Annotated in this window: 14 protein-coding genes and 1 pseudogene; 5 read left to right on the forward strand and 10 right to left on the reverse strand. The window is 60.5% G+C overall.

Going from position 1 to position 11,229, the window contains the following annotated elements:
• The first annotated feature begins 141 nt into the window (after window positions 1-141).
• The gene (locus tag ABN482_RS00470) at window positions 142-912 is read left to right on the forward strand and encodes a FadR/GntR family transcriptional regulator (RefSeq protein WP_349502144.1); all 771 of its coding nucleotides are present in this window, start codon (window positions 142-144) and stop codon (window positions 910-912) included.
• Between the two features lie 16 nt (window positions 913-928).
• Here ABN482_RS00470 and ABN482_RS00475 read toward each other — a convergent pair whose 3' ends face one another.
• Both ABN482_RS00475 and ABN482_RS00480 read right to left on the reverse strand, forming a co-directional pair.
• The gene (locus tag ABN482_RS00475) at window positions 929-1,432 is read right to left on the reverse strand and encodes a GNAT family N-acetyltransferase (RefSeq protein ID WP_349502145.1); all 504 of its coding nucleotides are present in this window, start codon (window positions 1,430-1,432) and stop codon (window positions 929-931) included.
• 13 nt (window positions 1,433-1,445) lie between these two features.
• Window positions 1,446-2,456 (reverse strand): LysR substrate-binding domain-containing protein, encoded by a 1,011-nt coding sequence (locus ABN482_RS00480; RefSeq protein ID WP_349502146.1) that lies wholly within the window; start codon window positions 2,454-2,456, stop codon window positions 1,446-1,448.
• Window positions 2,457-2,570: 114 nt separating this feature from the next.
• On the opposite strand from ABN482_RS00480, the gene ABN482_RS00485 reads away from it, so the two are divergent.
• Window positions 2,571-3,734, forward strand: coding sequence for a YeiH family protein (locus tag ABN482_RS00485; RefSeq protein ID WP_349502147.1), 1,164 nt, complete (start codon window positions 2,571-2,573; stop codon window positions 3,732-3,734).
• 155 nt (window positions 3,735-3,889) lie between these two features.
• Here ABN482_RS00485 and ABN482_RS00490 read toward each other — a convergent pair whose 3' ends face one another.
• From ABN482_RS00490 to ABN482_RS00515, 6 genes and pseudogenes are all read right to left on the reverse strand, one after another.
• The gene (locus tag ABN482_RS00490) at window positions 3,890-4,192 is read right to left on the reverse strand and encodes a helix-turn-helix domain-containing protein (protein ID WP_349502148.1); all 303 of its coding nucleotides are present in this window, start codon (window positions 4,190-4,192) and stop codon (window positions 3,890-3,892) included.
• Window positions 4,176-4,559 carry a type II toxin-antitoxin system RelE/ParE family toxin gene (locus tag ABN482_RS00495; RefSeq protein WP_349502149.1) on the reverse strand — a complete coding sequence of 128 codons (384 nt, stop codon included), beginning with the start codon at window positions 4,557-4,559 and terminating at the stop codon, window positions 4,176-4,178. Before ABN482_RS00495 ends, ABN482_RS00490 begins: the two co-directional genes overlap by 17 nt.
• Before the next feature lie 139 nt (window positions 4,560-4,698).
• Window positions 4,699-4,890, reverse strand: a pseudogene (locus ABN482_RS00500) (integrase); the annotation flags it as partial.
• A 57-nt stretch (window positions 4,891-4,947) separates the two neighbouring features.
• Window positions 4,948-5,424: a GNAT family N-acetyltransferase gene (locus ABN482_RS00505; protein WP_349502150.1), complete on the reverse strand. Its 477-nt coding sequence runs from the start codon at window positions 5,422-5,424 to the stop codon at window positions 4,948-4,950.
• Window positions 5,421-5,687 carry a type II toxin-antitoxin system TacA family antitoxin gene (locus ABN482_RS00510; RefSeq protein WP_349502151.1) on the reverse strand — a complete coding sequence of 89 codons (267 nt, stop codon included), beginning with the start codon at window positions 5,685-5,687 and terminating at the stop codon, window positions 5,421-5,423. Before ABN482_RS00510 ends, ABN482_RS00505 begins: the two co-directional genes overlap by 4 nt.
• Before the next feature lie 131 nt (window positions 5,688-5,818).
• Window positions 5,819-6,739 carry a LysR family transcriptional regulator gene (locus tag ABN482_RS00515; protein ID WP_349502152.1) on the reverse strand — a complete coding sequence of 307 codons (921 nt, stop codon included), beginning with the start codon at window positions 6,737-6,739 and terminating at the stop codon, window positions 5,819-5,821.
• Window positions 6,740-6,879: 140 nt separating this feature from the next.
• Between ABN482_RS00515 and ABN482_RS00520 the strand changes: the two genes are divergently transcribed.
• The gene (locus tag ABN482_RS00520) at window positions 6,880-7,083 is read left to right on the forward strand and encodes a DUF5397 family protein (protein WP_349502153.1); all 204 of its coding nucleotides are present in this window, start codon (window positions 6,880-6,882) and stop codon (window positions 7,081-7,083) included.
• Window positions 7,084-7,130: 47 nt separating this feature from the next.
• Here ABN482_RS00520 and ABN482_RS00525 read toward each other — a convergent pair whose 3' ends face one another.
• The gene (locus ABN482_RS00525; RefSeq protein ID WP_349502154.1) at window positions 7,131-9,341 is read right to left on the reverse strand and encodes an efflux RND transporter periplasmic adaptor subunit; all 2,211 of its coding nucleotides are present in this window, start codon (window positions 9,339-9,341) and stop codon (window positions 7,131-7,133) included.
• Between the two features lie 114 nt (window positions 9,342-9,455).
• On the opposite strand from ABN482_RS00525, the gene ABN482_RS00530 reads away from it, so the two are divergent.
• Both ABN482_RS00530 and ABN482_RS00535 read left to right on the forward strand, forming a co-directional pair.
• The gene (locus tag ABN482_RS00530; RefSeq protein WP_349502155.1) at window positions 9,456-9,839 is read left to right on the forward strand and encodes a type II toxin-antitoxin system RelE/ParE family toxin; all 384 of its coding nucleotides are present in this window, start codon (window positions 9,456-9,458) and stop codon (window positions 9,837-9,839) included.
• Window positions 9,820-10,131 (forward strand): helix-turn-helix domain-containing protein, encoded by a 312-nt coding sequence (locus ABN482_RS00535; RefSeq protein WP_349502156.1) that lies wholly within the window; start codon window positions 9,820-9,822, stop codon window positions 10,129-10,131. The genes ABN482_RS00530 and ABN482_RS00535 overlap by 20 nt, the downstream gene beginning before the upstream one ends.
• Before the next feature lie 7 nt (window positions 10,132-10,138).
• On the opposite strand, the gene ABN482_RS00540 is transcribed toward ABN482_RS00535, so the two are convergent.
• Window positions 10,139-11,229 (reverse strand): efflux RND transporter periplasmic adaptor subunit (locus ABN482_RS00540; RefSeq protein WP_349502157.1); only part of this gene is annotated, 1,091 nt, incomplete at its 5' end.

The following is an 11,229-nucleotide window of genomic DNA, read 5'->3' on the forward strand; positions in this document are numbered from 1 at the left end:
ACATAGCGTATTTACATCGATGACAGATGAAATAAAGCCCGCATGATCGATTTGCTCACAGATATGTCATAGGATGACTTAACATATGGAATCTACGTAAACCATGTGTACGACGCTCAGCCAATACTGGTCCGCCCATTCATGAATCCTCAGAACGCACCGCGCAAACGAAGCCGTAGCCTGACTCAGGAAGTCGTACTGTCCTTGACCCAGCAAATCCGCCAGGGGGCATTCCAGGCGGGCAGCAAGCTGCCCCCCGAAGCCGAGCTGATGCAAAGAGAAGGTGTCAGTCGCACTGTCGTACGCGAAGCCATTTCCCAGTTGCAGGCAGCCAGGCTTGTCGAAACCCGTCATGGCATTGGCACATTCGTTCTGGACATGCCTGACCCCGTACATAGCGACATCAGCCTGAACTGCAATCTCGTCACGCTGCTTGATGTCATGTCCATACTGGAATTCAGGATCAGCATAGAGTCAGAGGCAGCCGGTCTGGCAGCCCAGCGCCGTACTGCCGATGACATCAACGCAATGCGCACCGCACTTGAACAGTTCGACATGAAATGCGACCTGCGCGGCGAAAGCGCCGTGCGCAGTGAAGCCAGCATCGAAGCAGACATCGCCTTCCATACGGCCATTGCAGCCGCAACCGGCAATCGCTATTTTGCGGACGTCCTAAAGCAACTGGGTGCCGCCATCATTCCGCGCAGCCGTGTCAATGCAGTACACCGCACCATCCAGGAACAACAGGAATATCTGCGGCAGATCAACAACGAACACAAGGTGGTATTGAGCGCCATCGAACGGCAGGATTCAGATTCGGCACGCGCCGCCATGCGTACCCACCTCAGCAACAGTCGAGAACGGCTACGCACGCTATCCGAACAGCTTTCCGAACAGCAGCAAACGGCGTAAAGGCCAGACTGGGTCACTATTCCCCGTCATCCAGCATCAGTTGCAGGAACGCCAGATCCAGCCAGCGGCCAAACTTGGTCCCGACCTGTGGCATCAACGCCGTCTGCACGAAACCACAGGCCTTGTGCAGACGGATGGATGCCACGTTGCCGGCCTCGATGCCAGCGACCATCACATGCTTTCCGGCCTCTCGTGCCCTCGCGATCAGCGCCGTCAGCAGTGCCCGCCCCAGTCCCTTGCCATGACAGTCCGGACGCACGTATACCGAATGCTCGACGGTATGGCGAAAGCCTTCGAAGGTGCGCCAGTCACCGAATGAGGCATAGCCCAGGATGCCGCCCGCGTCATCGACCGCAACCAGCACCGGATAGCCCTGCGCCTGGCGCGCCGCGATCCAGGCTGCACGATCGCTGGCGTCTACCGTTCGCTCGTTCCAGATCGCCAGCGTATCCGTGACTGCGTAGTTGTAGATGGCGGCGATCCCTGCGGCATCACCGGCCTGTGCATCGCGTATCTGCATCGTGCCGCTCCGGTCAAAGTGCAGATTGTTGCGCTGCCGACGACGGCTGTCCATCACCATTTTCCAACTCCGCACTGCGCATGCCGATGAACTGCGACAAGGCTGGCGACAGGATACGGGCACGGTGCCGGATCAGGTAGAAACGACGCTCGATCCGGGGCAGGGCCGTGTGCAATATCATCAGGCGTCCGGCCGCCACAAAATCCTGCACGGCCGACCGAGACAGGCAGGTCACGCCCAGGCCTGCTGCTGCGGCCTGCTTGATGGCTTCCGAGCTGCCCAGGTACATCGCACTCTCGAAGTGGTCCAGATGTGGCAACAGTGCCTGTTCGACCGTCTCGCGAGTGCCCGAGCCCTGCTCGCGCAACAGCCAGCAGGCCTGGCGCAACACCATGGGCGTAATGGGTTGCTCGGGCAACACAGCCGGTCTGACATGCACAGCCTCATCATCCTGTTTGTCATGAGCGGACTCCCTTGGCCAAAGATAACCAGGCGCAGCCACGATGACCATCTCATCGTCCATCCAGTGCTCGACATGCAGATCCGGCTCATGGCAGGGGCCTTCGATCAACCCCAGATCCACTTCCATCCGCGCCACTGCCGACGCCACATCACGGGTATTGCCGATTTCCACCTCGACGCGGGCCAGCGGCGCAGCCCTCAGATAAGCCGCCACCATGCCTGGCACGAGATAATTGCCGATGGTCGTGCTGGCCCCCAACCGAATCGATACGGGGGCCTGAACCTGCGCCGACACGGGCAGGCCGACACCGAACTGGCGCTCGATCTGGCGCGCAGACTCCAGCGTAACCCTGGCCTGGGGCAACAAGGCACGCCCCGTCTCGTTAATCACCAGCCGCTTGCCGGCACGGTCGAACAGACGAATGCCCAACAGCGACTCGAACTCGTTGAGCGCACCACTGATGGCCGACTGTGACAGGGCAATATGCGTCGCCGCAGCAGACGTACTGCCGCAGTCGGCCACGGCAATGAAAATTTCCAGCTGGCGCAGCGTGAGATGCATGACGGGCATCCTTCTTTATCGTTTATTTCAATAGGATATAACCATATAACCAGTTTTACAGATAAATATGGCGGCCTCACACTACCACGCATCTCTCTTGCCGTGTATACCGCCATGCAATCGCTGCCCATTCCGCCTGATCATAGTGCCCCGATTTCATCGTCGAACGGCAACATCGATACAAGGCAGGCGCATATTCGCCACATCACCGCGGCTGACAGTACCCAGCGGCTCCCCCACTGGCCGCAGCGCCTTCGCGCCTACCTGCCCGGCCTGATGCTGGCCAACTGCCTGGCACTGGCCGCCATGTGGATCGCCCGGCATCCCTGGCTGCAGGCACATGGACTAGGGACCCTGACACTGGCACTCGCCCTGGGCCTGCTGGCAGGCCCGCTGCTGGGTCGCTTCGATGCCGCGACACAGGAGGGTCTGGGTTTCAGCAAGCAGATTCTGCTGCGGCTGGGCATCGTCCTGTACGGTTTGCGACTGACGCTGCAGGATATCGGCAGCATTGGCTGGCAAGGCGTCCTCTTCGATGCCATCATGCTCGGCAGCACCTTCATGCTGGCCTGGATACTGGGCACCCGTCTGTTCAACCTGGATGAGCGCACCAGCATGCTGATCGGCGCAGGCAGTTCGATCTGCGGCGCGGCAGCCGTCATCGCCACGGCCCCCGTCCTGCAGGCCCGGCCGGCCCAGGTCACGGTGGCAATCTCGACGGTCGTACTGTTCGGCACGCTGGCGCTTTTCCTGTACCCCCAGCTCTATCAGCTCAACCTGCGCTACATGCTGTTCGACTGGTCTGCGGGCTGGTTCGGCCTGTTCACCGGTGCCACCATCCACGAGGTCGCACAGGTCGTGGCCGCCGGCCAATCCATCGGCGAGGAGGCGGCCTATCTCGCCGTGGTCTCGAAGATGGTCCGCGTCATGATGCTCGCCCCTTTCCTGATCGGCCTGTCGTTCTATGTCGCCCGCGTGCTGTCGCCGCGCACGTCAGATGCGGCACACACACTAGGCCGCATCGTCATTCCCTGGTTCGCTTTCGGCTTTCTGCTGGCCGCAGGGCTCAACTCATGGCTGCCCATGCCGGTTGTGGTTCTGCAAGGCGCACACCAACTGGATACCTTCTGCCTGGCAGCTGCCATGGCAGCCCTGGGCTGTACCACCCGCCTGTCGGTCATCCGGCAAGCCGGCTGGCACCCCATTCTGCTGGCCGCCCTGCTGTTCGGCTGGCTGGTCGGCGGCGGCATGCTGGTGGGGAATGTGCTAGTCGACTAGGACAAAAGCGGCGCAGTAGCCGTTCGGTGACCGCCCCCCTGTTACGAATTACCGTACAGCCGAGCACCGAAAACGGATTGCAAAAGCCATCCCAGGTCATGGTAGACAAGACGATGACTGTGCAACGCGAAAACTTGGATGGCGTGTAGCAGGCATCAGATGATGGCCTGCAAACCCTTGTCGGCAATGACGTTGAGCAGCTTAAGCGCCGGGCCGGCCGGGCGAGTCTCGCCTTGCTCCCACTTGCGCACGGTCGAGGCCGAGGTATGCAGGTGCAGCGCGAACACCGGCTGGCTGAACTTCAAGGCTTCACGCAGGCGTTTGATTTCAACAGCGCCGAACTCCCGCACCGGCGGCGGGCAAATCGCGTCGAACTCGCGCATCGTCACCTTGCTGATCGCTCCGACTTCGTGGAGCGTCGCCAGGTCGCCACGCAGCGATTCAATGATCTTGCTCACAATGCACCTCCAGTAAAACACCCGACTGCAACGCCTTCGACAAAGCTTCGGCGGGCAATTCCAAGAACACCTTGCCGGCGACTTGCAGCGCCTTCTTCTCGTCCTGCGTGATGTTCGCCTTGTCGCTCTTGGGGAACCCATGCAAGAACACATAGCGGCTGCCAATCTTGGCCGACAGCAACGTGCGATAGCCGCCACTCTTGCCACCACCCGGGCGAGCCACCCGCTTCTTGTAGAGGAAGCCGCCCAAGTCCGCGTCGATCAGACCGCTTTCCATCTCCTGAACCGCCTTGCACAAGGCGGAATCGGGCAGCTTCTCGCCCGACTGCCACCGCGCAAAGTCCTTGCGCTTGAGGATGCGCGTCATATCGACCTCCAAACTATACCCGTATCGGGCACACTTCTCAAGATGGCGTAGTGAGGCCGCCCCACAAGGTGCGGCACACCCGATTGTCGTGACAGCGACACGACAATCGGGGCTGGCAAGGCGGGAGCATGTTTACCAGTCACGCCGTTGCCTCTGCCGGGCGCGATGCGCCGGTGATCGCCTGCAGCCGGCTCGCCACCAGTTCGGCCGCTTCGCGCACCGGTTTGTCCTCGGTATGAGGATAGTGCATAAACATTGCCACGGTCTTGTAACCTGTGAGCTTCATGCCCACCTTGGTTGGCACGCCCGAGTTGGCAATGTCTGTCGTCGCCGACTGCCATAGCGGTGGTGCCTGGCCATGTTCCTCGGCATTACGGCTTGGCATGGCTCAACCCAGCATCAGTACCAGCGGATCAGCCGGAGAGGCCTGAAAGCCGTAATACTCGTAAAACAGCTTCGCGCGCTCGTGCAGGACATGCACGAGCAAGGCACGAACGCCCGTATTCTGCGCAACGTTCAGCGCACGGTTGACGCCATCCTGCAGCAGTGAGCCACCCAGCTTGATACCTTGAGCCTGAATGTCGACCGCAAGCCTAGCCAAGACCATGACAGGCACCGGATCAGGCATGTTTCTGCGCACACCACCTATCGCGAACTGATGGGACACGGCACCTGCCGCCATTGCGTAGTAGCCGTAAACACGGCGCTCGTTATCGGCCACAACAAAAGTGCGACTGGCTCCGCTGACCTGATTGGCCATCGCCCGACGCTTGAGCCATTCATCCAGTACCGGTTCACCGCAAGAAAAATCAGTGCAGTCATGATCTGACGTCAGAGGCTGCGGCGCGATGAGTTCAAGGGTCATCCCTTGTTCCAGGCTGGTTTCAGTGCCAACAGGCGTTCCAATCCAGCGTTGGACTGAAGGGGTGCATCGAGCAGGTCAGCAAACTGCTGAAATTTCTCTGCATCCAGCGAGAAGTGGACCTGATCGAGCACAACGGACTGGGCACGTTCGCAGGCGGCCTCCAGCATGAAGTCCGAGCGGTTCTTTCCCAGCAGGTTGGCGGCATGATCGATGAGATCGCGCTGCTCTGGCAGAGCACGTAGATTGATGGCGGCAGCACGCATGGCGAGGCTCCTCGTGTAAATACAACAGATACACAAACGCCAGTCGTGTGTGTAGCTGTTGTCAACACACACACAAAGACACCCTTCACTCCATCAGGGGTGATGGGGGGGATCAGGTATTTGATACCTGACTAGCCCGCCTCATCGACATTTACAACCTCGCCATCCTGCTGCAACAGTCGAATCAGCTCATGCGTGAAATGCGGCAGGGTTTCCATGTCCCGCACGCAGATCAGCATATTGCGGATGGCCCAGGTGTTTTCCAGCTCCACCAGTTTGATCGGCAGGCTGCGAGCATGGCGCCGGGCTGCTGACTCGGGCAGGATGGAGATCCCCACATTGGCTGCCACCATGCGGCAGGCAGCCTCGAAACTGCCCACCTGGATGCGTATCCGCAACTGCCGGTTGATCTCGCCTGCGGCACGATTGAGAAAGGCGTAGATGGCACTGCCCTCGTGCAGCACGATGTAATCACAATCCATGGTGCGCTCGAAGGGAATACGGTCATGATGGGCAAGCTCATGATCTTCCGACACGGCCAGCACCAGGCGGTCTTTCCGGTACGGCAGGGTCAGCAGGCCAGCCGTCTTGACCGAGCCTGCCACGATCCCGATGTCGGTCACGCCCGCACTCACCGCCTTGACGATCTCATCACTCTGGCGCTCGCTCAGGTCGATGTTCACATCCGGCCAGTGCGCCAGGAAATCGCTCAGCACATGCGGCAGGAACTCGGTCATCGCCGTGGTATTGGCCAGGATGCGCACATGCCCCTTGATGCCCTTGGCATACTCCTGCAGATCCGAGCTGAGCAGTTCGATCTGGCCAAGCACCTGCCGCGCATGATGCAGGAATGCTTCACCAGCCGGGCGCAACGTGATGCCCTGGGCACTGCGATTGAGCAACGGCACGCCGATCGACTGTTCAAGGTTCTTGATCCGCATGCTGGCGGCAGGCAAGGACAGGCAGGCCCGCCCTGCCGCCTTGGTCAGGCTTTTTTCCTCGGCGATATAGGTAAACAGGCGTAAATCGACAAAATCAAACTGGATGGACATGACGGAGCCTCTCTGCTGCACGATGCCGGGCAGGTTACCGAATATCGGCCATGAGGGCCAGTCTCATGCCATGACGGGTTCTGATGACCGGTCAACGCTGGTAATCTAGCGACTGCTCAAAATAACGTATGGATACGGGTATGTCACACGCATTGAACACACCACCCAACGTCCCGGTCGGTACCCTCAAGTTGCTGGGCCCGCTGGGCCTGAAGTATGAAGTCGGGCAGCCGGTCTCACCCCTGGACGATGGCGATTGGCTGGTGGAAATCGTCCTGGTGGAAACTGGCTCGAAAGTCGTCTATCGCTACTCGAGCCTGATGGAAGATCGCGACGCCGACTGAGGCATGCGGTCCTTGCACTGCCGCCTGGGCGGGCCAGCCCTTCAGCCTCAGAAACCCATTTCCCGCACGAACACGGCGACCGCCTGACGCCAGACCGACGCCACCCAACTGCGTGCCTCGCCCTCTATCGCCACACTGCCCACCAAAACAGGCGCAATAGCGTACTGTCCTGCCTGCTCCTGCCCAGTCATCATGACCTGCGCAGACTCCGGCAACGCTGCTAGCCGCAAGACCACTCGATACACCGCCTGCTCAGGTGCCAGCCGTTGACCATCCTTGCTGGCCGCAAGCGCACCTCCATGTACAGAGGCCAGCTCCGGCACCGCCCCCAGATCATGACTTGCCGTCTGGGCAATGGTCACGACCTCGGCCTGTACCGCGGGTTGTGCCGGATCGGTCGGGTAGAACCAGGCCGCATCACCCTCGCGCAGATAGGCGACATCCTGCTCGGCCACGTAGGCCTCCAGCAGCCGCTCGCCTGGTGCCACGATCGTGGCCAGCCATTCTCCGGCCTCCAGCCACTCTCCCACCCCCAGCGGCTCTGCCATATCCACCACCACCCCGTCAAACGGGGCGGCTACCGTCAACTGCTGCACCTGCCGCTGCAACACGGCCAGCCGCAGTTGCACCGCCGACAGCTCCTGCCGGGCCACTGGCGCCTGTGCCCGGGTATCAGTGGCCAGCGGATGGAAAGACGATTGCCAACGCAGTTGCGCCAGCCGGCGGGCCACATTGTCCAGTTCATGGCGCAATGCAGGTGCATCCAATGCCAGTAACGGCTCACCCTGCACCACCGGTTGCCCCGGACGAATCTCCAGTTGCGCCAGTTGCGCCCCCACAGGCGCATAGATCTGGAACTGCCCGGCAGCACGCGACAACGCAGGCGCATGCACAGCCGTGCGCCACGGCACAACGGCCAGCAGCAACAGGGTCAGCAACAGCGCAACTACGGTCACGGTGCGCCGATTCCAGTGCAGGTCTTGCCGCCGCTTGCCCCATTCACGCATTTCGGTCCAGACAGGCTTGAGGATGAAGGCCACGATTTCCACCAGAAACAGAATGATCCCAAGGACCTTGAACGCCATGTGATACACCAGCAGGGCGATCCCCAGGAACAGAAAAAAACGATAAATCCAGACACACCAGGCGTAGACGGTCAGCACCCGCTCTCGCCACGGTTCGAACACCTCGGGCGCGACATCCCCAAAGCCGAACAGCCATTCCCGCAGCCGCCAGCGCGCCAGCGCAAACGAACGCTGCTGCAGGTTAGGAACCGCCAGCGCATCGGACATCAGGAAATACCCATCGAAGCGCATGAAAGGGTTGAGATTGACCGCCAGCGTCAGGATCCAGGTCGTGGTCGCCAGCACGAACATGGCACTGCGCAACATGCCGTCGGGCAGAAAGCTCCAGGCCAGCGTGGCCCAGGCCGCAAGCGCCGTTTCGGCCAGCATGCCGGAAGCGCCGATCATCATCCTGGGCCGCCGGCCCGGCAGGCGCCAGGCACCGGAGGTATCGGTATAGAGCACCGGCCACAGCACCATCAAGGCCACGCCCATGGTCGACACACGACATCCATAGTGCTTGCAGACATAGGCATGGCCCAGCTCGTGCACGACCTTGGCCAGCACCAGCGTCAGCCCGGCCAGTGCCGCCCCTTCCAGCGTGAAGAAATAGGGAAAGGTATGCAGGAATTCGTCCCACTGACGCAACGCCAGCACCAGACCCAACACCCCGGCCAATAGTGTCAGCCACAGGAACCCGGCATTGAGAAATACGCGGCGCACCCAGGGCAAGGTGCGGTTCAGGAAGCCATCCGGCCGACACAGTGGAATGCGGATGAACAGATAGTGTCGCAACGCCTGCTGATACCAGCTTGCATGCCGGCGCGCACGCTCGGCCTGCTCCTGCAATTGCGCCAGCGCCTGCTCACCCTGGAGGCGCACCAGATGCTGCTGCTGCAGGAAACGGGCGAACTGCTCCACCTCGGTCGCATCGACCATCAGAGTTGTACGCGCCATCACGGCCTGTGCCACGGCCTGCGCAGATCCCTCTTGCCAGGCCGACAGCATCTCCGCCTCGACCCAGCCGATCCGGAAAAATGCCCCGCGCCCCGGATCCTCAAGTGTCCAGGAAGGTGAGCCATCCGCCAGTCGCGGCCCCTCATGCAGCAGAAGCTCATCGCGCAGAGGGGGCAGTGCGAATGGTTGAGGGGGCTGGGCCGGGTTGGAAGATGCTCGGATATCGACAGTAGCCATTTCACCGTTTCCGTATAGAGTCGGACTCAGGAATCGCTGGTATATCTACATCTTTCCCAAATCTTCCTGAAGCACCAAAATATTCCTTTGACAGAATAGTCTTCGGAAGGAATAATGACTGCAAAATGGGATGTGGAATACACCGACGAACTGGCTGAGTGGTGGGTAAAACTGACCGAACTCGAGCAAGTATCCATCGATACTTCTGTTCGGCTTCTGGAAGAAAAAGGCCCAAACCTCGGGTTCCCTCATACATCCAGCATCGCAAGGTCAAGGCACGCCCATATGCGTGAACTTCGCGTGCAGCATGCTGGGCGTCCATACCGGATTCTTTACGCATTTGACCCTCGTCGCTGCGCCATCCTCTTGCTAGGTGGAGACAAGACCGGTAATGACCGCTGGTACGAAAAAAACATACCAATAGCAGACGCACTGTATGACATACACATCGGGACTTTGAGAAAAGAAAGGCGGATCAATGGCAAAAAAATTCAGTGAACTACGTGCACAGATGTCACCGGAGGCTCAGTCCCGCGCAGCCGCGCAAGCCGAAGCCATATTGGTAGACATGCAACTCCAGGAACTGCGCAAAACCCGCAAAGTGACACAAGTCACAGTTGCAAAAGCCATGAGCGTTGAACAGGCAGCCATCTCAAAACTGGAACACCGCGACGACATGTACATCAGCACACTGCGGGAGTACATCAAGGCACTCGGTGGTGAACTCAAGCTGGTCGCATCTTTTCCCGATGCTGATATTCAGGTGCATCCGTTTGTCCAGGATCGTTAACACCCCCTCACCACCCCAGCCAAGCACGCAACGCCGCCAACGGCCGCCGCATCAGGTACAGAAACAGGATCGTCCTTTCGCCATACAGCTTGGCCGTTCCCTTGAATCCGATACGAGGCAGCGCCTCCTCTGGCGCAAAGGCAGCACGCACGCGATAGGCCATCACGCCATCCGGCATCGGACTGGCGCGATATCCCATGCGTACCAGACGGGCATCGAGCGGCGAGGCCGGTGCGATATTCAGGAAGAACTTGACCTGCGCATCCGGGGCCAGCGCGATCGCGTCTGCCACCGGCAGTGAAATATCCAGCGCAGCCTCCTGAGGGTCGGCCAACATCATGATCCGCTCGCCCAGCGCCACAGGCCGGCCGATCCAATCATTCGGATCATCGAAAATCACGATGCCATCGCGCACGGCATGGATACGGCTGCGCGCCAGTGCCTGTTCCAGATACGTCACATCCGCAACTGCTTGGTCACGCTTGCCCTGCAATACCCCCAACATGGCTTTGCTGCGTGCATCGAGCAGCGCCTGCTGCTGCCCCTGACGCAATTCGGCCGCCGCCACGGCCAGTGCCTGCCGAGCCGTTTCAAGCTGGCTTTCCAGCTCGCGGGCATCCAGCGTCAGCAACAGTTGGCCTGCCTTGACGGCCTCATTGGGCTGCACCTCAACCTGATCCACGACGCCCTGAATCGGTGCCCGCACCATGGCAGGCTGATGAGCCACCACCTCTGCGGGAGCCAGTACTGACTGCCGTACCGGCCAGAGCAACAGCACCAGCAATAATGCTGCCGCCCCCCACCAGAGGCGACGGCGGTGCGGACGGATGGCCACCACACCGGCACGGCCACGCCGCGACAGCGCACGCCAGGCATGCGCATAGGCATCCGCCAGGGATTCCAGCAAGGCCTGCTCTGGCTGGGTCCAAGCCTGCTCACGCCACAGCACCAGCGCCCCCATGACGGGCCCATCCGTGCCACTCATGAAAAAAGGCAGCCATATACACTGCGCCGGCAGGTGCTCGCGCCACATGGCAGCATCCTCAGCCGCCTGCATATCGACCGATAACAGTCGACTCACGACATCTGCCGCACGCG

Origin of the sequence: Corticimicrobacter sp. (assembly GCF_040137905.1) — a bacterium.
Classification (GTDB): domain Bacteria; phylum Pseudomonadota; class Gammaproteobacteria; order Burkholderiales; family Burkholderiaceae_B; genus Corticimicrobacter.